The following is a 24,361-nucleotide window of genomic DNA, read 5'->3' on the forward strand; positions in this document are numbered from 1 at the left end:
CTCTACTGGCTGTGCATGCCGGGGCGGGGCCCCTTCGTGCATTGTGCCGGGTGGCCGGGCGCCGTGTCGCCCGGCCACCCCGTAGTCGGCCGGACGGCGGCTCAGCCCTTGCCCATCAGGTCCTCCGGGAAGGCGCCCGCCGACGCCGCGGTGAACAGGAACCCCCGCGTCAGCTCGGTCAGCCGCTCCACGCCCGCCGCGCCCAGACGCTCGTACGGGGCCGCGTCCATCCGGTCCGTGGCCTCCTCCAGCTCCGTCCGCAGCGCGACGCCCGCCTCCGTCAACTCGCCCTCGGCGTCCAGGAGTCCGCGCCCGCGCAGCCGTTCGCGGGCCGCGTCCCAGTCGTCGCCGGCCCAGCCGCGGGTGGTGAGTATCCAGGCCGGGGACATCCCCTTGCCGGTCGCCGTGTGGCTGACCAGGGCCTCCAGCGGGTCGAGCCCGGCGGCCAGCAGGGCGGCGATGTGGCCGTCGCCGCGGTGTTCGCGCAGCAGCCCGCCGGCGTGCCAGTACGCCAGATGCGGTTCGTCGGGCACCGGGAGATCGGCGTGGGCGGCGTAGAGCGGCCGGGCGTGCCGGGTGCACCCCTCGGCCGCGCGCAGCGCCAGCCCGGCGGCCTCGGCCAGCTCCGGGGAGGCGATCGCCTCCTCGCCCAGCAGCCGTCGCAGGGTGGCGTCGGCGGCGCGCAGCCGGGCGTCCAGGACCGCCTGCGGCGAGGCGACGGACCACACGGCGGGCAGGTGCCGGGCCACGAGGTCGTGGTTGAAGTTGTAGAACGCGGCGGTGACCGTGCCCGGTCCGACGGCGCCCATCGCCGCCGAACGCGTGGCGAAGTAGGCGGCGTTGGGGTCCGTGATGCCCAGTTCCCCCAGCTCCTTGCCGAGGTCGGGGGAGAAGTAGACCGTCGAGTGGAGCGGGTTGACGGCGTGGTGGCAGCGGCGTCCGGCGCGAGGCGGCAGAGTACTCATGAGGGCAGATTACCGACTGGTCGGTACGGCTGGTATCCCCGGACGGCGCCCGGATCCGGCCGGAGCGCGAGACGGCAGGAAAGGTGGGATTCTCGTCATTGCGGCCACGACGCGACGCCCACCAGGATGGCGGTCATGACGCAGAGATCCGTACTCGTCGTCCTCTACGACGGTGTCCAGAGCCTCGATGTGACCGGGCCGGTGGAGGTCTTCGCCGGGGCCTCCCGCTTCCCCGGGGCCGGATACGAACTGCGCACCGCCTCGCTCGACGGCGCCCCGGTCCGCGCCTCCAGCGGCCTGACCCTGGTCCCGGACGGCCTGCTCGCCGACGCCGAGCCGCCCCACACCCTCCTCGTCCCCGGCGGCGAGGGCACCCGCGCCCCCGACCCGGCACTCGTCGAGTGGCTGCGCACGCACGCCCCGCGCGCCGAGCGGCTCGTCTCCGTCTGCACGGGAGCCCTGCTGCTCGCCGGGGCCGGACTGCTGGACGGGCACCGCGTGACCACGCACTGGACGGTCTGCGAGCACCTCGCCCGCACCCACCCGGCCGTCGAGGTCGATCCGGACCCGATCTTCGTGCGCGACGGCAGGCTGGCGACCTCCGCGGGGGTCACCGCCGGTATCGACCTGGCCCTCGCGCTCGTCGAGGAGGACCACGGCAGGGACATCGCGCTCGCCATCGCCCGGCACCTCGTGGTCTTTCTGCGCCGACCCGGCAACCAGGCCCAGTTCAGCGCCCAGCTCACCGCCCAGACCGCCCGGCGCGAACCGCTTCGCGAGGTCCAGCACTGGATCACCGAGAACCCCGGAGCGGACCTCTGCGTCGAGGCGCTCGCCGCCCGCGCCCGCCTCTCGCCCCGTCACTTCGCCCGCGCCTTCCAGGCCGAGACGGGCCTCACCCCGGGCCGGTACGTCGACCGCGTACGCCTCGAACAGGCCCGCAGGCTGCTGGAGGACACCACCGACGGCGTCACCGGAATCTCGCGCGCCTGCGGCTACGGCACCCCGGAGGCGATGCGCCGCGCGTTCGTCAAGGCGCTGGGCACCGCCCCCGCCGAGTACCGCCGGCGCTTCCGCACCCCTCCCGCCCCCGGCCGGCCCGCCACGCACACCCGGCCCGCCACCGGCTGACCGCTCGCTCACGAAAGGGAACCCATGCAGATCGCCATCGTCCTCTTCGACCGCTTCACCGCACTCGACGCGGTGGGCCCCCACGAGATGCTCGCCCGCACCCCCGGAGCCCGGACCGTGTTCGTCGCCGAGCGGCCCGGCCCGGTGCGCAACGACACCGGCAGCCTCACGCTCGTCGCCGAACGCGCCCTCGCCGACGTACCGGCACCCGACGTGGTTATCGTGCCCGGAGGCCCCGGCCAGCGCGACCAGATGGAGAACGAGGCGCTGCTCGGCTGGCTGCGCGCCGCCGACGCCACCAGCACCTGGACCACCTCCGTCTGCACCGGCTCGTTGCTGCTCGCCGCGGCCGGACTGCTGACGGGCCGACGGGCCACCTCGCACTGGCTGATGCTGGACGTACTGGAGCAGCTGGGCGCCGAGCCGACCGGGGAGCGGGTCGTCTTCGACGGCAAGTACGTCACCGCGGCGGGGGTCTCCTCCGGCATCGACATGGGGCTCGCCCTGGCCGGCCGGATCGCGGGCGACGAGCACGCCCTGGCCGTACAGCTGCTGACCGAGTACGACCCGCAGCCGCCCTACGACGCGGGCTCACCGGAGAAGGCCCCGGCCGCCATGGTCGAGAAGTTCCGGTCCCAGCGCCACTACCTGCTCCAGTAGGGCGCCGGTCTCACGGCCCCGTCGTCCAGGTGAAGCGCGGCGCGCGCCGCTCCAGGAAGGCGGCGGCCCCCTCGGCGGTGTCGCCGCTGCTCCGGGCCTGTTCCGCCCAGTACGTCTCCCGGTCCGTGCGTCCGGCGGCGAACTCCTTCGCCGCCGCCTGCGTCAGCCCCGAGCGGGCCACCAGGGTCCTTACGTACGCGTCGACCCGCTCGTCCAGCCCGCCGACGGGCAGCACCTCGTCGACCAGACCGGCGCGCAGCGCCCGCGCGGAGTCGATCAGCTCGCCGGAGAACAGCAGGTGCTTCGCCGTGGCCGGGCCGGTCAGCGCCACCAGCCGCCGGGTCGACGAGGCGGCGTACACGACACCGAGCCTGGCCGGGGTGACGCCGAAGGACGCGCCCTCCTCGGCGAACCGCAGGTCGCAGGCGGCCGCCAGCTGGCTGCCGCCGCCCACGCAGTAGCCCCGGATCGCCGCGAGCGTCGGCCGGGGGAACGCCGCCAGCGCCTCCTCGGCCGCCACGGCGAGCGCCTGCGGATCCGTCCCCGGGTCCCGGAGCGAGGCGATGTCCGCACCGGCGCAGAAGGTGTCCCCGGCGCCCGTCAGCACCAGCACCCGGACCGCCCGGTCAGCCGCCAGCCGTTCCAGCAGTCCGGGCAGTTCGCCCCACATCGCGGCGGTCATCGCGTTGCGTTTGGCGGGGTTGCTGATGACGACGGTGGCGACGCCGTCCGCGACGGCGTGCTCGACTCCGGGCTCGGTACGGTCCATGCGCCGGATGCTATCCGTACGGTTCGAACCTATGATCAAGAAGGGGTCGCCGACCAGGCACGCACCGTGAGGAGCTTTCCGTGGCCGATCCCGCAACCGAGGGCAGGAGGCTGAGCCGCAGCTTCGGCTGGCTCGCCCTGCTCGGCACCCTTCTCGTCGTGGCCGGCGTCGTCGGTCTCGTCTACACCGGCGTCGCGACGCTGACCTCGATGCTCCTGTTCGGCTGGCTGCTGCTGATCGGCGGCATCGTCGGACTGCTGCACGCCATCGACTCCCGCGGCACCGACTTCTTCTGGCTGGGCGTCGTGGTGGCGGCGCTGAACATCGCCGCCGGAGTCGTCGTGATCCGCCATCCGCAGGGCACCGCCGAGGCACTGACCATGTTCGCCGCGCTGCTCTTCCTGACCGGCGGGGTGTTCCGCCTGGTGGGCAGTGTCGTGGTACGCGGACCGCAGTTCGGCTGGACGCTGTTGCAGGGCGCCTTCGGCCTGTTGCTGGGTCTGCTGGTGCTCTTCGACTGGCCGCACAGCAGCCTCTACGTCCTGGGCCTCTTCTTCTCGCTGGCGCTGCTCTTCGACGGGCTCGGCCTGATCGCCATGGGAGTGGGCGGACGGCGCATCGTCTCGCTGGTCTCGGAACAGAGGGTGACCGGAGAGCTGACCGACCCAACCCGGCAAGGCGAGCAGAAACGGTCGGAAGGTTAGGTTCTTCAGGTTCTGTCCGGTCAGAATGTGTCGATAGAGGTCGACTTCTGGTCAGTGGCCCGGACCGCACCGACTACGCCCCGCACTCTGTACTCGACGTGCAGTCACCATCGAGTGGAGAGCGGGTACCGGACTATGGAGAGCCGCGGGAGTGTCCCCGCCCGGCCCGTGTCGTACGAGGGAGTCTGGCGGTTCACCGCCCCGGCCGTGGACGTCTCCGTGCCGCAGGCCCGGCACGCCGTGCGCGACCTGCTGCGACGCCAGGGCGTGCCGCTCGACGAGGACGTCACCGAGGGGCTGCTGCTCATCGTCTCCGAGCTGGTCACCAACGCGGTGAAGCACGCCGCGCTGCTCTCGCCGGAGCTCGCCGTGGAGGTGGCCGTCGGCGAGGAGTGGATCAGGGTGTCCGTCGAGGACAACCACCCCTACCGGCCGACGGCCCTGGAGACCGACTACGCCCAGACCGGCGGGCGCGGTCTGCTGCTGGTCCGGGAGATCACCCGGGAGGCGGGCGGAGCCTGCGACGTGGAGCACACCGCAGGCGGCGGAAAGATCATCTGGGCCGCGGTGCCACTGAGCCCGCGGCCCTGACCGGCCGGAGCGGCCCCGGACGCACCCGGTGCCGTCCGCCCGTCACCAGCCGGCGGACGGCCCGGTCAGCTCCTTGATCGCCGGACGCGCGGCGTCCAGCACCGTCATGAACCAGGCCGAGAACGGCGACCGGGCGTGCCGCTCGGCGAGCTCGTCGGCCGTCACGAACGCGGTCTCGCCGACCTCCTCCGGGTCGGGCCGCAGCTCGTCCTGCGCCAGTCCCACGAAGAGGTGGTTGAACTCCTGCTCCACCAGCCCGGAGGCCGGGTCGGGGTGGTTGTAGCGGACCGTGCCGGCCTCGGCCAGCAGCGAGGGCGAGATCCCCAGCTCCTCGTGGGTGCGGCGGGCGGCGGCGGCGAAGGGCGCCTCACCGGGGTAGGGGTGGCCGCAGCAGGTGTTCGACCAGACACCGGGGGAGTGGTACTTGCCGAGCGCGCGGCGCTGGAGCAGCAGCCGGCCCTGCTCGTCGAAGAGGAAGACCGAGAAGGCGCGGTGCAGCTGACCGGGCGGCTGATGGGCGGCGAGCTTCTCCGCCGTGCCGATGGTGATGCCGTCCTCATCGACCAGTTCGAGCATGATCGCTTCTGCTGTGCCGTCCGACGAGCTGTGCGTCGCGGTGGCTGGTGTGGTCGGCATACCCATCCTTCGCTATGGTCCCGGCCCGGTGCGCCGGTCCCGTCGATTCCGGTCAAGTCTGCCGTACAAAAGCCGCTTGTCCGCACCTCGGGGTCTGGCATGTCCGGTCCCGCGGCACCGCGGGACCGGACGGCGCGTCAGACGCCGAAGGCGGCCGGATAGCGGATCGTGCCCCGCGGCACCGGCACGGACGCGTCCAGGACCAGCGCCATCATCGCCTCGTCCGGGACGTCGAAGCCCGGCCGGATCCCGTACCGCGACGCCGGCAGGAAGCCGAACCTCCGGTAGTACTCGGGATGGCCGAGCACCAGGACGAGTGACTCGCCGCGCAGCCGGGCCGCGTCGAGCACCGCCCGCACCACGGCCTGCCCCGCGCCCCGGCGCTGGTGCTCCGGCGCCGTCGCCACCGGGGCCAGCGCGAGAGCGGGCGCGTCCCCGACCCGGCACCGGGTCAGCAGGGCGTACGCCGCCACCTCACCGTCCGGGCCTTCGGTCGCCACCCGGGAGAGGCCGGGCAGCCAGGCGTCCCCGTCGGCGCGCAGCGCGTCGACGAGAGCCGCCTCGTCCGGGGTCGGGAACGCGGCGGTGTTGACGGCGCGCACGGCCGCCGTGTCCGCCGGTGTCTCCGGCCGGACCGGCCAGCGCGGGTCCGCGGGGCGCAGCACGTATCCGGCGTAGCCGTACTCCGTGCCGTGGTCCCGCCGCATGGCCAACTCCTCGCGGGTCGCCGCGAGCGCCCACGCCATGCCGGGGGCCGACGCGTCGGCCCCCGCGACGCGCTCGGCGAGCGGGACGTAGTACGCGTCCCAGTCGTCCTCGGGCTGCACCAGCACCCCGAGAGCGTGGTAGCCGGCCGCCACGGCGGCCTCGGTGTTGGCCGCCACCGGGCGCATCGACGTCTCCTGTTCCCAGAAGGCGCGCGCCTCGGCCGTCGGCGCGTCCGTCGTCCAGGCGCACTCGGTGACGACGAGGGAGCCGCCCGGGGCGAGCAGCCGCTTCCAGTCACGCAGCGCGGTGTCGAACCCGATGATGTATGCCGACCCCTCGGCCCAGACCAGGTCGAACGACCCGTCCGGGAAGTCGGGGCCGGACAGCTCGGCCATGTCGGCCCGGACCGTACGGACCCGGTCGCCGAGCCCACGGGCGTCGGCCTCGGCGCGCAGTTCGTCGAGGAAGGGCTGGTGGAGGTCGACGGCGGTCACCTCGGTGCCCGCCTCGGCGGCGAGGAGCAGGGTGGCGCGGCCGGGGCCGCAGCCCAGATCCAGGACGCGCGGACGGTGCGGCAGCGGGCCGGCGAACTCCAGCAGCCGCCGCGCGGTGGCGTCGGAGCCGGGGCTCTGCCGGGGCAGGCCGTGATGCAGGGAGAAGAACGCCTCGGTACGGACGGCGTGGTCGTTGTCGTTCAACGTGGGAACCCTTGGGTACGAGGGCTCCGGCCGGCGGACCGACCCGGTACGGGGCGGGGTGCTAGCCGAGAACCCGGAAGGTGAGGAAGGACCGGATGCTGCGCCGGGCAGGCGCCTTCGCGACGGTCATCAACCTCAGCTCCTCTCTCGTACCCATGGATCTCGTACATGGCGAGGCCGAACGCCTCTGCGAATACCCTACACGGTCCGCCGGACGGGCCTCAGTGACAGAGCCTGGCCTCGTGCTCGGCGTGGCCGCTCGGCTCCAGCTGGAAGGTGCAGTGCTCCACGTCGAAGTGGACGCCGAGGCAGCCCTGGAGCTCGTGGAGGAGTTTCTCGTGCCCGATCGAGTCGAGCATGTCCTGGCGCACCACCACATGGGCGGAGAGCACCGGCATCCCCGAGGTGATCGTCCAGGCGTGCAGGTCGTGGACGTCCAGCACACCGGGCAGCTCGGTGATGTGGGCCCGCACCTCGGCCATGTCCACCCCCTTGGGCGCCGACTCCAGCAGCACGTTGAGCGTCTCCCTGAGCAGCTTCACCGTACGGGGGACGATCATCAGGCCGATGACCAGCGAGGCGATCGGGTCGGCGGCCTGCCAGCCGGTGGCCAGGATGACGCCCGCCGAGATCAGCACCGCGAACGAGCCGAGGGTGTCCGCGAGCACCTCCAGATAGGCCCCGCGCACATTGAGGCTGTCCCTCTGCCCGCGCATCAGCAGCGAGAGGGAGATCATGTTGGCGACCATGCCGACCAGGGCGAAGGCGATCGTCAGCCCGCCCCGGGTCTCGGCCGGGGTGATGAAGCGCTCCACGGCCTCCAGGAGCAGGAATCCGCCCACGCCGAGCAGCAGCAGACAGTTGGCCAGCGCGGCGAGGATCTCGGCGCGGGCGTAGCCGAAGGTCCGGTTCGGACCGGCGGGCCGGTTGGCGAAGTGGATCGCCAGCAGCGCCATGCCCAGGCCGAGGGCGTCGGTCGCCATGTGCGCCGCGTCGGCGATCAGCGCGAGGGAGTCGGCGAGCACCCCGCCGACGATCTCCACGACCATCACGGTGAGTGTGATGCCGAGTGCGATCCGCAGCCGCCCCTTGTACGCGGCGGCGGCCGTGCCGGTGGGCGGCGGCCCGCCGTGTGTGTGCCCGTGGTCGTGCCCTGCCCCCATGGGGAAAGCCTCCCGGTCGTCTCGCGGTCCCGGGCGCGGTCGGTCCGGGCACAGCCAGTCAACTACGGGTGGGGGGTATCCGGCAACACGGGACTGAACACCGTTGTCATCTGCTCTGACCTGCGGAAATGCTCGCAGGTCAGGGCGGTGGCAGCACAGGGGAGAACAGGGCGGCACCCCCGCGTTTTGTCAGCTGAGGTGACGATCGACGATGATGATCGCGGACGGCGTCGCATGATGCCCGTCCACCCCGAACAGAGCTCGAACGGTCGGTGAACTCGCGCTTCCGTTCATCCGATAGCCTCTGCCGACGTGCCGCCGGCCCGCATCCGGGCCGCTTCGCCGCGCGCCGACCCCGTCAGCACCAAGGAGTGAGTTCGTCTGTCGACCGCCATCCTCACCGGTGCACCGGTACCCGGCTCGTCGCTCACGGACGATCTGCGGTCACTGGGCTTCGACGTACAGGTCGCCGCCGATGCGGCCGAGACCGCGCGGCTGCTCTCGGCCGTCCCCGCGGACCGTCGCGTCGCACTGGTCGATCCCCGATTCGTCGGCCACGTCCACGCCCTCCGGCTCGGACTGACCGACCCCCGATTCCCCGCCGCCGCCGTGCCCGGCGCGCTCACCGCGCAGCCCGAGGCACGCCCCGCGCTCGCCTCGGCCCTGGACGCCGCGGCCGGGACCGACGCGGACGCCCCCACGGGCCCGTCCGCCGTACCGGTCGCCGACCGCACCGTGCCGGGCCGGATCGCCGTCACCATGGACGCCGGGGGCACCGCGGTGCAGCGCCCCGAGCTGGGCTCGCTGGTCGCGGCCGTGCCGGTCGACGAGCCGGAGCGCGAAGCGGCCCGGAGCGCCCGTGACGCGGTCGACGACGAGGCGGTGCGGCTGCGCAGCGCCGTGAAGGCCCACGACGGCTTCTTCACCACGTTCTTCATCAGCCCGTACTCCCGCTACATCGCCCGCTGGTGCGCCCGCCGCGGCCTCACGCCCAACCAGGTCACCACCGCCTCCCTGCTGACCGCGCTGATCGCGGCCGGCAGCGCGGCCACCGGCACCCGCGGCGGCTACGTCGCCGCCGGGGTCCTGCTGCTCCTCTCCTTCGTCCTGGACTGCACCGACGGGCAGCTCGCCCGCTACTCGCTCCAGTACTCGACGATGGGCGCCTGGCTGGACGCGACCTTCGACCGGGCCAAGGAGTACGCGTACTACGCGGGTCTCGCGCTCGGTGCCGCCCGCGGCGGTGACGACGTATGGGCGCTCGCCCTCGGCGCGATGGTGCTCCAGGCCTGCCGGCACGTCATCGACTTCTCGTTCAACGAGGCCAACCACGACGCGGTGGCCAATTCGAGCCCCACGGCAGCGCTCTCCGACCGGCTCGACAGCGTCGGCTGGACCGTCTGGCTGCGCCGGATGATCGTGCTGCCGATCGGCGAGCGCTGGGCGATGATCGCGGTACTGACCGCGCTGACCACGCCCCGCACTGTCTTCTACGCCCTGCTCATCGGCTGCGCCTTCGCCGCCTGCTACACCACCGCCGGACGCCTGCTGCGCTCGCTGACCCGCAAGGCCGAGCGCACCGACCGGGCCGCTCGCGCCCTCGCCGAGCTGGCCGACTCCGGCCCCCTCGCGCAGTTCGTCGCGGCCGTGGGGCCCCGGCTCGGCGGCAGCTGGAGCGCCCCCGCCACGGCCCTGCTCGCCGGGGTGCTCATGGTCGCCTCCGCGCTCTCGCAGCCCTTCGGCAGCTGGCACACCATCCTGGCCGCGGTGGTCTACGCGATGCTGTCCGGCATGGCCGTCTCGCGCCCGCTCAAGGGCGCCCTCGACTGGCTCGTGCCCCCGGCCTTCAGGGCGGCGGAGTACTGCACCGTCCTCGTCCTGGCCGCCCGCAGCGATGTCCAGGGGGCCCTTCCCGCGGCCTTCGGGCTGGTCTCGGCCGTCGCCTACCATCACTACGACACCGTGTACCGCATTCGCGGCGGCACCGGCGCGCCGCCCCGGTGGCTGGTGCGGACGATCGGCGGGCACGAGGGCCGCACCCTGGTGGTGGCCGTACTCGCCACCGTGTTCACCCGGCACGCGGCATTCACCGTGGCACTCACCACGCTCGCCGCGGCAGTGGCACTGGTGGTGCTCGTGGAGTCCATCCGCTTCTGGGTGTCCTCCGGAGCACCCGCCGTTCACGACGAAGGAGAAACCGCATGATCGGCCTCGTACTGGCAGCCGGTGCAGGACGGCGCCTGCGCCCCTACACCGACACCCTCCCGAAGGCGCTCGTGCCTGTCGACGGCGAGAAGACGGTGCTGGACCTCACGCTGGCCAACTTCGCGGAGATAGGCCTCACCGAGGTCGCCGTCGTCGTCGGCTACCGCAAGGAGGCCGTGTACGACCGCAAGGCCGAGCTGGAGGAGAAGTACGGCGTCACCCTCACCCTGATCGACAACGACAAGGCCGAGGAGTGGAACAACGCCTACTCCCTGTGGTGCGCCCGTGAGGTCCTCGGGCGCGGCGTCATCCTCGCCAACGGCGACACCGTGCACCCGGTCTCCGTCGAGAAGACCCTGCTCGCCGCCCGGGGCGACGGCCAAAGGATCATCCTCGCCCTCGACACGGTGAAGCACCTCGCCGACGAGGAGATGAAGGTCATCACCGGGGACGGCGGGGGTGTGCGCCGCATCACCAAGCTGATGGACCCGGCCACCGCCACGGGTGAGTACATCGGCGTCACCCTCATCGAGCCCGAGGCCGCCGAGGAGCTCGTGGACGCCCTGAAGGCGACCTTCGAGCGCGACCCCGACCTCTACTACGAGGACGGCTACCAGGAGCTCGTGAACCGCGGCTTCACCATCGACGTGGCCCCCATCGGCGAAGTGACGTGGGTGGAGATCGACAACCACGACGACCTCGCGAAGGGCCGTGAGATCGCGTGCCAGTACTGACCCGGCTGATTCCGTCCCCGGTCGTCGTCGACATCCGTCGCGGTGCCCTGGACGATCTGGCCGGCGTCCTCGCCGACCAGCGGATCTCCGCCTCCGGCAAGCTCGCCGTCGCGATCAGCGACGGCTCGGGACGCGCGCTGCGCGAGCGGCTGACCCCCGCGCTGCCCGGCGCCCACTGGTACCCCGTGACCGACGGCACCCTCGACTCGGCGGTCAAGCTGGCCGACGAGATCAAGGGCAACCGGTACGACGCCGTGGTCGGCCTCGGCGGCGGCAAGATCGTCGACGTGGCGAAGTACGCGGCGGCGCGCGTCGGGCTGCCCATGGTCGCGGTCGCGACCAACCTCGCCCACGACGGCCTCTGCTCACCCGTGGCGACGCTCGACAACGACAACGGCCGGGGCTCCTACGGGGTCCCCACCCCGATCGCCGTGGTCATCGACCTCGACATCGTCCGCCAGGCACCGGCCCGCTTCGTCCGCTCCGGCATCGGCGACGCGGTCTCCAACATCTCCTGCGTCGCCGACTGGGAACTCGCCCACGAGGTCAACGGCGAGGAGATCGACGGACTCGCCGCGGCCATGGCCCGGCAGGCCGGCGAGGCCGTGCTGCGCCACCCCGGCGGGATCGGCGACGACGCCTTCCTCAAGGTGCTCGCCGAGGGCCTGGTGCTCACCGGCATCTCGATGTCCGTCGCCGGGGACTCCCGGCCGGCCTCGGGCGCCTGCCACGAGATCAACCACGCCTTCGACCTGCTGTACCCCAGGCGCGCCGCCAGCCACGGGGAGCAGGTCGGCCTCGGCGCCTGCTTCGCCATGCACCTGCGCGGCGCGCGCGAGGAGTCGCTGTTCATGGCGGCCACCCTGCGCCGGCACGCCCTGCCGGTCCTGCCGGAAGAGATCGGCTTCACCGCCGACGAATTCGTCCGGGCCGTCGACTACGCCCCGCAGACCCGTCCGGGGCGATTCACGATCCTGGAACACCTCAACCTGTCCACCGACCAGATCAGGGACGCGTACGCCGACTATGCAAAAGCCATCCATAGCTGAACTCCGTCCGGTCGTGCACCCCCCGGGGGTCAAGGACCGGCGCAGCGGTGAGCACTGGGCTGGTCGGCTCTACATGCGCGAGATCTCGCTGCGCATCGACCGGCACCTGGTGAACACCAAGGTCACCCCCAACCAGCTGACCTACGTGATGACCGTCGCGGGAGTGCTCTCCGCGCCGGCCCTGCTCGTGCCGGGCATCCCCGGCGCGCTGCTCGGGGTGCTGATGGTCCAGCTCTACCTCCTGCTCGACTGCGTCGACGGCGAGGTGGCCCGCTGGAAGAAGCAGTTCTCGCTGGGCGGGGTCTATCTGGACCGGGTCGGCGCGTACCTCTGCGACGCCGCCGTGCTGGTCGGCTTCGGCCTGCGCGCCGCCGACCTGTGGGGCACCGGACGGATCGACTGGCTCTGGGCCTTCCTGGGCACGCTCGCGGCGCTCGGCGCCATCCTGATCAAGGCCGAGACCGACCTGGTCGGGGTCGCCCGCCACCAGGGCGGGCTGCCGCCGGTCAAGGAGGCCGCCTCGGAGCCGCGCTCGTCGGGGATGGCGCTCGCCCGCCGGGCCGCCGGTGCGCTCAAGTTCCACCGGCTGATCCTCGGCGTCGAGGCGTCCCTGGTCGTGCTGGTGGCCGCCGTCCTCGACGCGGTCCGCGACGACCTGTTCTTCAGCCGTCTCATGGTCGCGGTGCTGGCGGGCATCGCCCTGCTCCAGACGCTCCTGCACCTGGTGTCGATCCTGGCGTCGAGCAGGCTGAAGTGAGCACGCCCATGAAGCTCGGCGCGGTCGTCATCACGATGGGCAACCGTCCTGACGAACTCCGCGCCCTCCTCGATTCGGTCGCCCGGCAGGACGGCGACCGGATCGAGGTGGTGGTCGTCGGCAACGGCGCCCCCGTACCGGATGTCCCGGCGGGGGTGCGGACCATCGAGCTGCCCGAGAACCTGGGCATCCCCGGCGGCCGCAACGTCGGGATCGAGGCCTTCGGCCCGTCCGGCGCCGACGCCGACGTCCTGCTCTTCCTCGACGACGACGGGCTGCTCCCGCTCACCGACACCGCCGAGCTCTGCCGACGGGCCTTCGAGGCCGATCCCCGGCTGGGCATCATCAGCTTCCGTATCGCCGACCCGGACACCGGGGTCACGCAGCGCAGGCACGTGCCGCGGCTGCGCGCCTCCGACCCGATGCGCTCCTCACGCGTGACGACCTTTCTCGGCGGCGCCAACGCCGTACGCACCAAGGTCATCGCCGAGGTCGGGCCGCTGCCCGGCCAGTTCTTCTACGCGCACGAGGAGACCGATCTCGCCTGGCGGGCGCTGGACGCCGGCTGGCTGATCGACTACCGCGCCGACCTGGTCCTCAACCACCCGACGACCGCCCCCTCGCGGCACGCGGTCTACCACCGGATGGTGGCCCGCAACCGGGTCTGGCTGGCCCGCCGCAATCTGCCCGCGCCCCTGGTGCCCGTCTACCTCGGGGTGTGGCTGCTGCTGACCCTGCTCCGGCGGCCCTCCGGCCCGGCGCTGAAGGCCTGGCTCGGCGGCTTCCGGGAGGGCTGGTCCACGCCGTGCGGCACCCGCCGCCCGATGAAGTGGCGCACGGTGTGGCGGCTGACCAGGCTGGGCCGACCTCCCGTGATCTGAGAGGCTCATCTCTGAGAGCATGGGACGTACGTTTTCTCCACGGGACCTGTCCGCTCCGAGCCGCGCCCGCGCCCGGCTGCGCATCTTGAATACGAGAGTTTCATCTGGTGAGTGACACAACCCATGATGGTGCGGTGGCCTTGAGCACCCCGCCATCCGCCGACGACGGCCTGAACCCGGCCGAGCTGGCCGTCAAGTACGGCCTGACGGTGAGCGGCGCCCGGCCGGGGCTCTTCGAGTACATCCGGCAGCTCTGGGGCCGGCGCCACTTCATCATGGCCTTCTCCAGGGCCAAGCTGACCGCCCAGTACAGCCAGGCGAAGCTCGGCCAGCTGTGGCAAGTGGCCACCCCGCTGCTCAACGCGCTGGTCTACTACCTGATCTTCGGGCTGATCCTGGGCACCAGGAAGGGAATGACCCAGGAGGTCTTCATCCCGTTCCTGGTGACCGGCGTCTTCGTCTTCACCTTCACCCAGAGTTCGGTGATGGCGGGAGTGCGGGCCATCTCCGGAAACCTGGGACTGGTCCGGGCCCTGCACTTCCCGCGCGCCTCGCTGCCGATCTCGTTCTCGCTCCAGCAGCTCCAGCAGCTGCTGTTCTCGATGATCGTGCTCGCGGCCGTGGCCATCGCCTTCGGCAGCTACCCGGGCCTGTCCTGGCTGCTGATCGTCCCGGCCCTGGTCATGCAGTTCGTCTTCAACACCGGCCTCGCGCTGATCATGGCCAGGCTCGGCAGCAAGACGCCCGACCTCGCCCAGCTGATGCCGTTCGTCATGCGGACCTGGATGTACGCCTCCGGCGTCATGTTCTCCATCCCCGTGATGCTGAAGGACAAGCCCGACTGGATCGCCAATGTGCTCCAGTACAACCCGGCGGCCATCTACATGGACCTGATCCGCTTCGCGCTGATCGACGGCTACGGCGCGGGCAACCTGCCCGCGCACGTCTGGGTCGTGGCGCTCGCCTGGGCGGTCCTCATGGGCCTGGTGGGCTTCGTGTACTTCTGGAAGGCAGAGGAACGGTACGGCCGTGGCTGACGACAAGACTCAGGGGCGCGTCCCCACCGTCATCGCCGACGACGTGCACATCGTGTACCGGGTCAACGGCGCGGGCGGCGGCAAGGGCAGCGCCACCGCGGCGCTGAGCCGGATCCTGCGCCGCGGCAAGGGCGAGCCCCGCGGGGTGCGCAAGGTGCACGCCGTGCGCGGCGTCTCCTTCACCGCCTACCGGGGTGAGGCGATCGGCCTCATCGGGACCAACGGTTCCGGCAAGTCCACGCTGCTGCGGGCGATCGCCGGTCTGCTGCCGACCGAGCACGGCAAGGTCTACACCGACGGGCAGCCGTCGCTGCTCGGGGTGAACGCCGCGCTGATGAGCGATCTGACGGGCGAGCGCAACGTGGTGCTCGGCGGTCTCGCGATGGGGATGTCCCGCGAGGAGATCCGCGAGCGCTACCAGGGCATCGTCGACTTCTCCGGCATCAACGAGAAGGGCGACTTCATCACCCTGCCCATGCGCACGTACTCCTCCGGCATGGCGGCGCGGCTGCGCTTCTCCATCGCCGCCGCGAAGAACCACGACGTCCTCATGATCGACGAGGCGCTGGCGACCGGTGACCGCAAGTTCCAGATCCGCTCCGAGAAGCGCATCAGGGAGCTCCGCAAGGAGGCCGGCACCGTGTTCCTGGTCAGCCACAGCAACAAGTCCATCAGGGACACCTGCGACCGGGTGCTGTGGCTGGAGAAGGGCGAGCTGCTGATGGACGGTCCGACGGACGAGGTGCTCAAGGCGTACGAGCGCGAGACCGGGAAGTAGCGGTCCGTCCCGTTCCGTACCGCCTCGGCGGCCTCTGCCGGTCCTTCCGGCGGGGGCCGTCGTGGCGTCCGGACCAGGGGGTGCCGTCGGCGCTCTCCACGCCCGGCGGTATGCGCCCCGCACGATCTCGTTCCGGCGGATGAGGCCAATCCCCTTGTGTGCGGGCAAGGTTGGCAGGGCGCCGGGCGTCACCGCGACGCGCCCGACACCCCGCCGTATGGATGAGCGTTGTACAACGTAAGCTGTACCGGTGCTGATTCGAGGCAAGTGGCGCGATAGTGCCTGGTGCACGGCCCGTAGGCAGCGCTCCGCACTCGGCAGAGCGGGCGGCGTGTCCGGAATGGGATGTTTTGGGTCGGCAGTGTAGAACGGGAGATGTGACGGCAATGACGGAAAATCTCCAGCTCCGAAGCGCGCACGCCGTCCCAGCGCCGGGCGGCCCCCGGTGACCCGTACCCGGCAGACGCACCCCGATGACGTCGTGCCCAGCACCCTCGACAAGGCCGCGGACGAGAATTTCCCCGTAGCCCCCTTCTTCCTGCCCCGGGCCTGGCGCGACGACCTGATGGCCGTCTACGGCTTCGCCCGTCTCGTCGACGACATCGGCGACGGCGATCTCGCACCCGGCGGCGCGGACGCCCGCCACCTCGGCCTCGGTCCCGAACGGACCGACGACCGGCTCGCCATGCTCGACGCCTTCGAGGCCGATCTGCGCCGCGTCTTCGACACCTCGGGCGACGGCCCCCGCCACCCCCTGCTGCGCGCGCTGGGCCCCACCGTCCGGCGCTGCGCGCTCACCCCGGAGCCCTTCCTCGGTCTCATCGAGGCGAACCGGCAGGACCAGAAGGTCCGCCGCTACGGGACGTACGACGAACTCCTGGCCTACTGCGAGCTGTCCGCCAACCCCGTGGGCCGGCTGGTCCTGCAGATCACCGGGACCGCCAGCCCCGAGCGCATCCGCCGTTCCGACGCCGTCTGCACCGCACTGCAGATCGTCGAGCACCTCCAGGACGTCACCGAGGACCTCGGCCGCGACCGGATCTATCTGCCCGCCGACGACATGGCGCGCTTCCATGTCACCGAGGCCGGTCTCGCAACCCCCACGGGGAGCGCATCGGTGCGTTCACTGGTCGCGTACGAGGCGGAACGCGCTCGGGAACTGCTGAATGAAGGCACCCCTCTGGTGGGTAGCGTCCACGGCAGGCTCAAGCTGCTTCTCGCCGGATTCGTGGGAGGGGGGCGCGCCGCCCTCACCGCGATCGCGGCCGCCGGGTTCGACGTACTGCCCGGACCGCCCAAGCCCACCAAGCCCAGCCTGCTGCGCGAGGCGGGAGTTGTCTTGCGAAGAGCGCGTAGAGAGGGGTGAGCCGGACCGTGGAGGGACAGACGACGTACATGTCGGCACCGGTACAGGCCGCATACAGTTACTGCGAGGCGGTCACCGGACAGCAGGCGCGTAATTTCGCGTACGGCATCAGGCTGCTGCCGACCGAGAAGCGACAGGCCATGTCGGCGCTGTACGCCTTCTCCCGTCGTGTCGACGACATCGGTGACGGCGAGCTGGACGCGGACACCAAGCGGGCCCGTCTGGAGAGCACCCGCACCGTCCTGGACCGGATCCGCGACGGAGCTGTCGAGGAGGACGACACCGACCCGGTGGCCGTCGCGCTCGCCGACGCCGCGCGCAGGTTCCCGCTGCCGCTCGGCGGGCTCGACGAGCTCATCGACGGCGTGCTCATGGATGTGCGCGGCGCCACGTACGAGACCTGGGACGACCTCAAGCTCTACTGCCGCTGCGTCGCCGGAGCCATCGGCCGCCTCAGCCTGGGCATCTTCGGCACCGAGCCCGGCGCCCCCGGGGCCGACCGGGCCGCGGAGTACGCCGACACGCTCGGCCTCGCGCTCCAGCTGACCAACATCCTGCGCGACGTCCGCGAGGACGCCGGCAACGGACGTACGTACCTGCCCGCCGACGACCTCGCCAAGTTCGGCTGCTCGGCCGGGTTCCACCGGGCCGCCCCGCCGCCCGGGGCGGACTTCGCGGGCCTCGTCCACTTCGAGGTCCGGCGCGCCAGGACGCTGTTCGCCGAGGGGTACCGGCTGCTGCCGATGCTGGACCGGCGCAGCGGAGCGTGTGTCGCGGCCATGGCGGGCATCTACCGGCGGCTGCTCGACCGGATCGAGCGCGACCCCGAGGCGGTGCTGCGCGGCCGGGTCTCGCTGCCGGGCCACGAGAAGGCGTACGTCGCGGTGCGCGGCCTGTCCGGCCTCGATGCCCGCTACATCTCCCGGCGCACGGCCAGGGGGCGTGTCTGATGCGCCGTGAGGACTTCTCGCGCACCATGTGCACGGAGACCCGGTCCGCCCGGCGATCAACCCCGTGCCGCGCCGACGCGTCCCTGACTGAAGTGAGCCGGCGAAAGGAGGACGCATGACGGACGACACCCCGCGCTCCTCCCGTGCGGTCGTGATCGGCGGCGGCCTCGCCGGAATCACCTCGGCGCTCCGCCTCGCCGACGCCGGGCTTGACGTGACCCTGCTCGAAGGCCGGCCCCGGCTCGGTGGCCTCGTCTTCTCCTTCCGGCGCGGCGAACTGACGGTCGACAACGGACAGCATGTGTACCTGCGCTGCTGCTCCGCCTACCGCTGGTTCCTCGACCGCGTCGACGGAGCACGTCTCGCGCCCCTGCAAAACCGTTTGGACGTGCCCGTTCTCGACGTCGGACGCCCCTCGGGCCCCCGGCTGGGACGGCTGCGCCGCAACGCACTGCCGGTGCCCTTCCACCTCGCCGCCGGACTGGCGAGGTACCCGCATCTCTCACTCGCCGAGCGGGCCGGCGTCGGCCGCGCCGCCCTGGCGCTCGGCCGCCTGGACCCCGACGACCCCGCGCTCGACGCCGTCGACTTCGCCGGCTGGCTCGCCCGGCACGGCCAGTCGCCGCGCACCATCGAGGCCCTCTGGGACCTGGTCGGCGTCGCCACGCTCAACGCCACCGCGCCGGACTCCTCGCTGGCCCTGGCCGCGAAGGTCTTCAGGACCGGACTCCTCTCCGAGCCCGGCGCCGCCGACATCGGCTGGGCGCGCGTACCCCTCGGCGAGGTGCACGACACCCTGGCGCGCAAGGCCCTCGACGCCGTCGGCGTCCGTACCGCACTGCGCACGAAGGCCACGGCCCTCACCCGTACGGAGGACGGCGGGTGGATCGTGGACACCGGCGGCGAACGGATCGAGGCGGAGACCGTCGTCCTCGCCGTCCCGCAGCGCGAGACCCACGACCTGCTGCCCGAAGGCGCGCTCGACGAGCCCGGACGGCTGCTGGACATCGGCACCTCGCCCATCCTCAACGTGCACGTCGTCTACGACCGCAAGGTGCTGCGCCGCCCGTTCTTCGCCGCGCTCGGCTCCCCGGTCCAGTGGGTGTTCGACCGCACGGACGCCTCGGGCCTCACCGGCCCCGGGCAGTACCTCGCGGTGTCCCAGTCCGCCGCCGGCGAGGAGATCGACCTCCCCGTCGCGGAGCTGCGCAGCCGCTACCTGCCCGAGCTGGAGCGGCTCCTCCCGGCCGCCCGGGGGGCGGGCGTCAGGGATTTCTTCGTCACCCGGGAGCGCACGGCGACCTTCGCCCCCGCCCCCGGCGTCGGCCGGCTCAGGCCGGGTGCCCGCACCCGGCTGCCCGGCCTCTGCCTGGCCGGAGCATGGACGGCCACCGGCTGGCCCGCGACGATGGAGGGTGCCGTCCGCAGCGGGTTCAGCGCGGCGGACGCCGCGCTCCGGGCGCTCGGCCGCTCCCATGAACATCCGCTGCAGGAGGCGGCATGAGCAGTACCACCGGAACAAGAGGAGAGTCAGTGACCCCGGCGAATCCGGCTTTCGACACCGTGGCCGACACCACGGACGTCACCGCGCTTCTGGAGCGCGGACGGGCCCTTTCCACGCCGGTGCTCCGGGCCGCCGTTGACCGGCTCGCACCGCCCATGGACACCGTCGCCGCCTACCACTTCGGCTGGATCGACGCCCAGGGACAGCCCGCCGACGGCGACGGCGGCAAGGCCGTCCGCCCGGCCCTCGCCCTGCTGTCGGCGGAGGCCGCCGGTGCCGACGCCGAGGCCGGCGTCCCCGGTGCCGTGGCCGTCGAACTCGTGCACAACTTCTCGCTGCTGCACGACGACCTGATGGACGGCGACGAGCAGCGCCGCCACCGCGACACCGTCTGGAAGGTGCACGGCCCCGCCCAGGCGATCCTGGTCGGCGACGCGCTCTTCGCCCTCGCCAACGAGGTCCTGCTGGAGCTCGGGACCGTCGAGGCGGGCCGTGCGACCCGCAGACTGACCGCGGCCAGCCGCAAGCTGATCGACGGTCAGGCCCAGGACATCTCCTACGAGCACCGCGAGCGGGTCACCGTCGAGGAGTGCCTGGAGATGGAGGGCAACAAGACCGGCGCCCTGCTCGCCTGCGCCTGCTCCATCGGCGCCGTCCTCGGCGGCGCCGACGACCGCACCGCCGACACCCTGGAGGCGTACGGGTACCACCTCGGCCTCGCCTTCCAGGCCGTGGACGACCTGCTCGGGATCTGGGGCGACCCCGAGTCCACCGGCAAGCAGACCTGGAGCGACCTGCGCCAGCGCAAGAAGTCCCTCCCGGTCGTCGCCGCGCTCGCCGCGGGCGGCCCGGCATCGGAGCGCTTGGGCGAACTGCTCGCGGCCGACGCCAAGAGCAGCGATTTCGACAGCTTCTCCGAAGAGGAGTTCGCCGCCCGCGCGGCGCTCATCGAGGAGGCGGGCGGCCGCGAGTGGACCGCTCAGGAGGCGCGTCGTCAGCATGCGGTCGCCATCGAGGCGCTGCACCGCGTCGACATGCCGCAGACCGTGCGGGCGCAGCTCACGGCGCTCGCGGACTTCGTCGTCGTACGAAAGAGATGATCACCATCTGTTCCATATGAATCGCAGTCGCCGGCCGGTGCCCTGACAGGCACCGGCCGACGGAGACCCCAGCACAGCAGAGGACCGCACTGCACGAAGGGGAAGCCATGACAGCGACGACCGACGGAAGCACCGGGGCCGTGAACCCCCGCGCAGCCTCGGCCAGTGAACCGACCGACACAACCATCGCCGCGGACGACGTGCTCGCCGCCGCGCGGCGGGCCGCGGAACGCTCGGTGGAGCACCTCCTCGGCAGGCAGGACGAGCAGGGCTGGTGGAAGGGCGACCTCGCCACCAACGTCACCATGGACGCCGAGGACCTGCTGCTCCGCCAGTTCCTGGGCATCCAGGACCCGGCCACCGTCGAAGCGGCCGGCCGTTTCATCCGCGGCGAACAGCTCGGCGACGGCACCTGGGCCACCTTCCACGGCGGCCCCGGTGAACTCTCCACCACCATCGAGGCGTACGTGGCCCTGCGGCTGGCCGGGGACCGGCCGGACGATCCGCACATGGCCCGCGCCGCCGGATGGATCAGGGAACAGGGCGGAATCGCCTCCGCCCGGGTCTTCACCCGGATCTGGCTGGCCCTCTTCGGCTGGTGGAGATGGGACGACCTGCCGGAACTCCCGCCCGAGCTGATGTTCTTCCCCAAGTGGGCCCCGCTCAACATCTACGACTTCGGCTGCTGGGCCCGGCAGACCATCGTGCCGCTCACCATCGTCTCGGCGAAGCGCCCGGTGCGCCCGGCCCCCTTCCCGCTCGACGAACTGCACACCGACCCTCGCAACCCGAATCCGCCCCGGCGCCCCGCACCGGCGGCGAGCTGGGACGGGGTCTTCCAGCGCCTGGACAAGGCGCTGCACGTCTACCACCGGATCGCACCGCGCGCGCTGCGCCGGACCGCGATGAACGCCGCGGCCCGCTGGATCATCGAACGCCAGGAGAACGACGGCTGCTGGGGCGGCATCCAGCCGCCGGCCGTGTACTCCGTCATCGCGCTGCACCTGCTCGGCTACGACCTGGACCACCCGGTGATGCGCGCCGGACTCGAATCGCTCGACCGCTTCGCCGTCTGGCGCGAGGACGGCGCCCGGATGATCGAGGCCTGCCAGTCCCCGGTGTGGGACACCTGCCTCGCCACCATCGCGCTCGCCGACGCGGGCGTCGCCCCCGACCACCCCGCGCTGGTGAAGGCCGCGGACTGGATGCTCGGCGAGGAGATCGTCCGGCCCGGTGACTGGTCCGTGCGCCGCCCCCGGCTCAACCCCGGCGGCTGGGCCTTCGAGTTCCACAACGACAACTACCCGGACATCGACGACACCGCGGAGGTGGTCCTCGCGCTGCGCCGGGTCCGCCACCCGGACCGGGCCCGCGTCGAGGCCGCGATCAGACGCGGAGTCCGCTGGAACATCGGCATGCAGTCCCGCAACGGGGCCTGGGGCGCCTTCGACGCCGACAACACCAGCGCGTTCCCCAACCGGCTGCCCTTCTGCGACTTCGGCGAGGTCATCGACCCGCCGTCCGCCGACGTCACCGGGCACGTGGTGGAGATGCTCGCCGTCGAGGGACGGTCCGGACACCGGGTCACCCGCCGCGGCATCGAGTGGCTGCTCGCCGAACAGGAGGCGAGCGGCGCCTGGTTCGGCCGCTGGGGCGTCAACTACGTCTACGGCACGGGCTCGGTGGTGCCCGCGCTGGTGGCCGCCGGGCTGCCCGTGACGCACCCGGCGATCCGCCGCGCGGTCGGCTGGCTGGAGTCCGTGCAGAACGACGACGGCGGCTGGGGCGAGGACCTGCGCTCGTACCGGGAGGAGAAGTGGATCGGGCACGGCGCCTCCACCCCCTCCCAGACCGCCTGGGCGCTGCTCGCGCTGCTCGCCGCGGGCCGGCGGGACAGCAGGGCCGTGCGGCGGGGGATCTCCTGGCTCGGCGAGACGCAGCGCCCCGACGGGTCCTGGGACGAGCCGTACTTCACGGGCACCGGATTCCCGTGGGACTTCTCCATCAACTACCACCTCTACCGGCAGGTCTTCCCGCTCACCGCACTCGGGCGGTACGTGTACGGCGAACCGTTCGCCGACCGCGCGGTCGCCCGCAAGGGGGCCTGATGGCCGACGGGCCGGGAACGGCCGCCCCCGTGGCTCCGCTGCTGATCGCCTGCGCGCTCGGCATCGAGCAGTTCGCCCTGCGCAGCGGCCGGGGCAGGGCCGGCGCCGCCCCCGGGCCGGTGACCGTGCTCCGTACGGGCATGGGGCCCGCGGCCGCCGAGGAGGCCGTCTCCCGGGCGCTCGGCCGGGACCCGGCGCCCGGCACGGCCGTCCTCGCCTCCGGGTTCTGCGCCGGGCTCGTCCCCGGGATGCACCCCGGGGACCTGGTGGTCGCCGACGAGACCCGGGAAACCGCCGGGGACCCGACGGTCTGTACCGGTCCGGGCCTCCTCGCCGAGGCCCTGGCCAGGGCGGTGCCCGGCCGCGCCGTCCACACCGGTCCGCTGGCCGGCTCCGCCCATGTCGTACGCGGACCCGGGCGGGCCGGGCTTCGGGCCACCGGGGCCGTCGCGGTGGACATGGAGTCCGCCGCCACTCTGCGTACCGCCCGTGCTTCCGGACCTCGTCCGGTTGCCGCCGTACGGGTGGTCGTGGATGCTCCGGAGCATGAGCTCGTCCGCATCGGCACGATACGCGGTGGAATATCAGCCTTCCGTGTTCTCCGTGCCGTCCTGCCTGCTTTCTACGAATGGCACCGATCTTTGCTGCTCCCCAGGAGGTGAGCCAGATGGCCATGCCGCTCCGTCAGTCCATCAAGGTTGCGACGTATCTCATGGAGCAGAAGCTCCGTAAGCGGGAGAAGTTCCCGCTCATCGTGGAACTGGAGCCTCTGTTCGCCTGCAACCTCGCGTGCGAGGGATGCGGGAAGATCCAGCACCCGGCCGGTGTGCTCAAGCAGCGCATGCCGGTGGCCCAGGCCGTGGGCGCCGTACTCGAATCGGGTGCCCCGATGGTCTCCATCGCGGGCGGCGAACCGCTGATGCACCCGCAGATCGACGAGATCGTCCGGCAGCTGGTGGCGCGCAAAAAATACGTCTTCCTCTGCACCAACGCGATGCTGATGCGGAAGAAGATGGAGAAGTTCACGCCCTCGCCGTACTTCGCCTTCGCCGTCCACATCGACGGGCTGCGGGAGCGGCACGACGAATCGGTCGCCAAGGAAGGCGTTTTCGACGAGGCGGTGGCGGCGATGAAGGAGGCCAAGCGGCGCGGCTTCCGGGTCACCACCAACTCCACCTTCTTCAACACCGACACCCCGCAGACCATCATCGAGGTGCTCGACTACCTCAATGACGACCTGAAGGTCGACGAGATGATGATCTCGCCCGCCTACGCCTACGAGAAGGCACCCGACCAGGAGCACTTCCTGGGCGTCGAGCAGACCCGCGAGCTCTTCAAGAAGGCGTTCGCGGGCGGCAACCGGGCCCGCTGGCGGCTGAACCACTCGCCGCTCTTCCTGGACTTCCTGGAGGGCAAGGCGGACTTCCCGTGCACGGCCTGGGCCATCCCGAACTACTCGCTGTTCGGCTGGCAGCGGCCCTGCTACCTGATGAGCGACGGCTACGTACCGACGTACCGTCAGCTCATCGAGGAGACCGACTGGGACAAGTACGGCCGGGGCAAGGACCCGCGCTGCGCCAACTGCATGGCGCACTGCGGCTACGAGCCCACCGCCGTCCTCGCCACCATGGGATCGCTGAAGGAATCCCTGCGCGCGGCGCGCGAGACCGTCTCCGGGAACCGGTGACGCCATGACCGCTGGAGAGCCGGTCGCACTGGGTCTCCCCGAGCTGCCGGCCCGGCCCCTAGCGATGCGCCGCCCCTCGCGGCGCATCCAGGTCGGGTCGGTTGCGGTGGGCGGGGACGCGCCGGTGTCGGTGCAGTCGATGACGACGACGCGTACGTCGGACATCGGTGCGACGTTGCA

Annotated in this window: 24 protein-coding genes; 19 read left to right on the top strand and 5 right to left on the bottom strand. The window is 72.0% G+C overall.

Annotated features, from left to right (window positions below):
- Window positions 1–101: 101 nt before the first annotated feature.
- On the bottom strand, window positions 102–965 hold the full coding sequence (locus ACFVFH_RS22400) for a hypothetical protein (protein WP_383771485.1): 864 nt from the start codon (window positions 963–965) through the stop codon (window positions 102–104).
- Window positions 966–1,100: 135 nt separating this feature from the next.
- On the opposite strand from ACFVFH_RS22400, the gene ACFVFH_RS22405 reads away from it, so the two are divergent.
- Window positions 1,101–2,096, top strand: coding sequence for a GlxA family transcriptional regulator (locus tag ACFVFH_RS22405; RefSeq protein WP_383771487.1), 996 nt, complete (start codon window positions 1,101–1,103; stop codon window positions 2,094–2,096).
- Window positions 2,097–2,120: 24 nt separating this feature from the next.
- The gene (locus ACFVFH_RS22410; RefSeq protein ID WP_383771489.1) at window positions 2,121–2,756 is read left to right on the top strand and encodes a DJ-1/PfpI family protein; all 636 of its coding nucleotides are present in this window, start codon (window positions 2,121–2,123) and stop codon (window positions 2,754–2,756) included.
- A 10-nt stretch (window positions 2,757–2,766) separates the two neighbouring features.
- Here ACFVFH_RS22410 and ACFVFH_RS22415 read toward each other — a convergent pair whose 3' ends face one another.
- Window positions 2,767–3,525 carry an enoyl-CoA hydratase/isomerase family protein gene (locus ACFVFH_RS22415; RefSeq protein ID WP_383771491.1) on the bottom strand — a complete coding sequence of 253 codons (759 nt, stop codon included), beginning with the start codon at window positions 3,523–3,525 and terminating at the stop codon, window positions 2,767–2,769.
- 80 nt (window positions 3,526–3,605) lie between these two features.
- Between ACFVFH_RS22415 and ACFVFH_RS22420 the strand changes: the two genes are divergently transcribed.
- Together ACFVFH_RS22420 and ACFVFH_RS22425 are read left to right on the top strand one after the other, a co-directional pair.
- Window positions 3,606–4,229 (top strand): HdeD family acid-resistance protein, encoded by a 624-nt coding sequence (locus tag ACFVFH_RS22420; RefSeq protein ID WP_383771493.1) that lies wholly within the window; start codon window positions 3,606–3,608, stop codon window positions 4,227–4,229.
- Between the two features lie 135 nt (window positions 4,230–4,364).
- Window positions 4,365–4,820: an ATP-binding protein gene (locus tag ACFVFH_RS22425; RefSeq protein ID WP_383771495.1), complete on the top strand. Its 456-nt coding sequence runs from the start codon at window positions 4,365–4,367 to the stop codon at window positions 4,818–4,820.
- 42 nt (window positions 4,821–4,862) lie between these two features.
- On the opposite strand, the gene idi is transcribed toward ACFVFH_RS22425, so the two are convergent.
- From idi to ACFVFH_RS22440, 3 genes are all read right to left on the bottom strand, one after another.
- On the bottom strand, window positions 4,863–5,456 hold the full coding sequence (gene idi / locus ACFVFH_RS22430) for an isopentenyl-diphosphate Delta-isomerase (protein WP_383771497.1): 594 nt from the start codon (window positions 5,454–5,456) through the stop codon (window positions 4,863–4,865).
- Between the two features lie 137 nt (window positions 5,457–5,593).
- Window positions 5,594–6,862, bottom strand: coding sequence for a GNAT family N-acetyltransferase (locus ACFVFH_RS22435; protein WP_383771499.1), 1,269 nt, complete (start codon window positions 6,860–6,862; stop codon window positions 5,594–5,596).
- Between the two features lie 221 nt (window positions 6,863–7,083).
- A complete protein-coding gene (locus tag ACFVFH_RS22440; RefSeq protein ID WP_383771501.1) occupies window positions 7,084–8,025 on the bottom strand; it encodes a cation diffusion facilitator family transporter in 942 nt (313 codons plus the stop codon).
- A 531-nt stretch (window positions 8,026–8,556) separates the two neighbouring features.
- Here ACFVFH_RS22440 and ACFVFH_RS22445 point away from each other — a divergent pair.
- The 15 genes from ACFVFH_RS22445 to ACFVFH_RS22515 form a co-directional block, all read left to right on the top strand.
- Window positions 8,557–10,230 (top strand): DUF5941 domain-containing protein, encoded by a 1,674-nt coding sequence (locus tag ACFVFH_RS22445; RefSeq protein ID WP_383771565.1) that lies wholly within the window; start codon window positions 8,557–8,559, stop codon window positions 10,228–10,230.
- A complete protein-coding gene (locus tag ACFVFH_RS22450; protein WP_383771503.1) occupies window positions 10,227–10,964 on the top strand; it encodes a sugar phosphate nucleotidyltransferase in 738 nt (245 codons plus the stop codon). Before ACFVFH_RS22445 ends, ACFVFH_RS22450 begins: the two co-directional genes overlap by 4 nt.
- Window positions 10,952–12,013 carry an iron-containing alcohol dehydrogenase family protein gene (locus tag ACFVFH_RS22455; RefSeq protein WP_383771505.1) on the top strand — a complete coding sequence of 354 codons (1,062 nt, stop codon included), beginning with the start codon at window positions 10,952–10,954 and terminating at the stop codon, window positions 12,011–12,013. The genes ACFVFH_RS22450 and ACFVFH_RS22455 overlap by 13 nt, the downstream gene beginning before the upstream one ends.
- Window positions 11,991–12,770, top strand: a complete 780-nt coding sequence (locus ACFVFH_RS22460; protein WP_344510607.1) for a CDP-alcohol phosphatidyltransferase family protein — start codon at window positions 11,991–11,993, stop codon at window positions 12,768–12,770. The genes ACFVFH_RS22455 and ACFVFH_RS22460 overlap by 23 nt, the downstream gene beginning before the upstream one ends.
- Before the next feature lie 8 nt (window positions 12,771–12,778).
- Window positions 12,779–13,651 carry a glycosyltransferase family 2 protein gene (locus ACFVFH_RS22465; protein ID WP_383771567.1) on the top strand — a complete coding sequence of 291 codons (873 nt, stop codon included), beginning with the start codon at window positions 12,779–12,781 and terminating at the stop codon, window positions 13,649–13,651.
- Window positions 13,652–13,758: 107 nt separating this feature from the next.
- Window positions 13,759–14,688 (top strand): ABC transporter permease, encoded by a 930-nt coding sequence (locus ACFVFH_RS22470; protein ID WP_383771507.1) that lies wholly within the window; start codon window positions 13,759–13,761, stop codon window positions 14,686–14,688.
- The gene (locus ACFVFH_RS22475) at window positions 14,681–15,466 is read left to right on the top strand and encodes an ABC transporter ATP-binding protein (protein ID WP_093551121.1); all 786 of its coding nucleotides are present in this window, start codon (window positions 14,681–14,683) and stop codon (window positions 15,464–15,466) included. Before ACFVFH_RS22470 ends, ACFVFH_RS22475 begins: the two co-directional genes overlap by 8 nt.
- Window positions 15,467–15,911: 445 nt before the next feature.
- Window positions 15,912–16,832: a squalene synthase HpnC gene (gene hpnC, locus ACFVFH_RS22480; protein WP_383771509.1), complete on the top strand. Its 921-nt coding sequence runs from the start codon at window positions 15,912–15,914 to the stop codon at window positions 16,830–16,832.
- A 29-nt stretch (window positions 16,833–16,861) separates the two neighbouring features.
- Complete coding sequence (gene hpnD, locus ACFVFH_RS22485; RefSeq protein ID WP_383771511.1) at window positions 16,862–17,782, top strand: presqualene diphosphate synthase HpnD; 921 nt, start codon at window positions 16,862–16,864, stop codon at window positions 17,780–17,782.
- 115 nt (window positions 17,783–17,897) lie between these two features.
- Window positions 17,898–19,286 (top strand): hydroxysqualene dehydroxylase HpnE, encoded by a 1,389-nt coding sequence (gene hpnE, locus ACFVFH_RS22490; protein WP_383771514.1) that lies wholly within the window; start codon window positions 17,898–17,900, stop codon window positions 19,284–19,286.
- Window positions 19,283–20,386 carry a polyprenyl synthetase family protein gene (locus ACFVFH_RS22495; RefSeq protein WP_383771516.1) on the top strand — a complete coding sequence of 368 codons (1,104 nt, stop codon included), beginning with the start codon at window positions 19,283–19,285 and terminating at the stop codon, window positions 20,384–20,386. Before hpnE ends, ACFVFH_RS22495 begins: the two co-directional genes overlap by 4 nt.
- A gap of 107 nt (window positions 20,387–20,493) precedes the next feature.
- Window positions 20,494–22,494, top strand: a complete 2,001-nt coding sequence (gene shc / locus ACFVFH_RS22500) for a squalene--hopene cyclase (protein ID WP_383771518.1) — start codon at window positions 20,494–20,496, stop codon at window positions 22,492–22,494.
- Window positions 22,494–23,156 carry a 1-hydroxy-2-methyl-2-butenyl 4-diphosphate reductase gene (locus ACFVFH_RS22505; protein WP_383771520.1) on the top strand — a complete coding sequence of 221 codons (663 nt, stop codon included), beginning with the start codon at window positions 22,494–22,496 and terminating at the stop codon, window positions 23,154–23,156. The genes shc and ACFVFH_RS22505 overlap by 1 nt, the downstream gene beginning before the upstream one ends.
- A gap of 5 nt (window positions 23,157–23,161) precedes the next feature.
- On the top strand, window positions 23,162–24,181 hold the full coding sequence (gene hpnH, locus ACFVFH_RS22510) for an adenosyl-hopene transferase HpnH (RefSeq protein WP_383771522.1): 1,020 nt from the start codon (window positions 23,162–23,164) through the stop codon (window positions 24,179–24,181).
- Window positions 24,182–24,185: 4 nt separating this feature from the next.
- The coding region (locus ACFVFH_RS22515; protein WP_383771569.1) for a flavodoxin-dependent (E)-4-hydroxy-3-methylbut-2-enyl-diphosphate synthase at window positions 24,186–24,361 on the top strand (176 nt) is incomplete at its 3' end.

The organism is Streptomyces sp. NPDC057697, from assembly GCF_042799335.1.
In the GTDB taxonomy this organism is placed as follows: Bacteria; Actinomycetota; Actinomycetes; order Streptomycetales; family Streptomycetaceae; genus Streptomyces.

Excerpts from the sequence above, each read along its gene's own strand:
- ACFVFH_RS22400 (WP_383771485.1), bottom strand. The coding sequence starts at position 965 with ATGAGTACTCTGCCGCCTCGCGCCGGACGCCGCTGCCACCACGCCGTC.
- ACFVFH_RS22405 (WP_383771487.1), top strand. The coding sequence starts at position 1,101 with ATGACGCAGAGATCCGTACTCGTCGTCCTCTACGACGGTGTCCAGAGC.
- ACFVFH_RS22410 (WP_383771489.1), top strand. The coding sequence starts at position 2,121 with ATGCAGATCGCCATCGTCCTCTTCGACCGCTTCACCGCACTCGACGCG.
- ACFVFH_RS22415 (WP_383771491.1), bottom strand. The coding sequence starts at position 3,525 with ATGGACCGTACCGAGCCCGGAGTCGAGCACGCCGTCGCGGACGGCGTC.
- ACFVFH_RS22425 (WP_383771495.1), top strand. The coding sequence starts at position 4,365 with ATGGAGAGCCGCGGGAGTGTCCCCGCCCGGCCCGTGTCGTACGAGGGA.
- idi (WP_383771497.1), bottom strand. The coding sequence starts at position 5,456 with ATGCCGACCACACCAGCCACCGCGACGCACAGCTCGTCGGACGGCACA.
- ACFVFH_RS22440 (WP_383771501.1), bottom strand. The coding sequence starts at position 8,025 with ATGGGGGCAGGGCACGACCACGGGCACACACACGGCGGGCCGCCGCCC.
- ACFVFH_RS22450 (WP_383771503.1), top strand. The coding sequence starts at position 10,227 with ATGATCGGCCTCGTACTGGCAGCCGGTGCAGGACGGCGCCTGCGCCCC.
- ACFVFH_RS22460 (WP_344510607.1), top strand. The coding sequence starts at position 11,991 with ATGCAAAAGCCATCCATAGCTGAACTCCGTCCGGTCGTGCACCCCCCG.
- ACFVFH_RS22465 (WP_383771567.1), top strand. The coding sequence starts at position 12,779 with ATGAAGCTCGGCGCGGTCGTCATCACGATGGGCAACCGTCCTGACGAA.
- hpnD (WP_383771511.1), top strand. The coding sequence starts at position 16,862 with ATGTCGGCACCGGTACAGGCCGCATACAGTTACTGCGAGGCGGTCACC.
- hpnE (WP_383771514.1), top strand. The coding sequence starts at position 17,898 with ATGACGGACGACACCCCGCGCTCCTCCCGTGCGGTCGTGATCGGCGGC.
- ACFVFH_RS22495 (WP_383771516.1), top strand. The coding sequence starts at position 19,283 with ATGAGCAGTACCACCGGAACAAGAGGAGAGTCAGTGACCCCGGCGAAT.
- shc (WP_383771518.1), top strand. The coding sequence starts at position 20,494 with ATGACAGCGACGACCGACGGAAGCACCGGGGCCGTGAACCCCCGCGCA.
- ACFVFH_RS22505 (WP_383771520.1), top strand. The coding sequence starts at position 22,494 with ATGGCCGACGGGCCGGGAACGGCCGCCCCCGTGGCTCCGCTGCTGATC.
- hpnH (WP_383771522.1), top strand. The coding sequence starts at position 23,162 with ATGGCCATGCCGCTCCGTCAGTCCATCAAGGTTGCGACGTATCTCATG.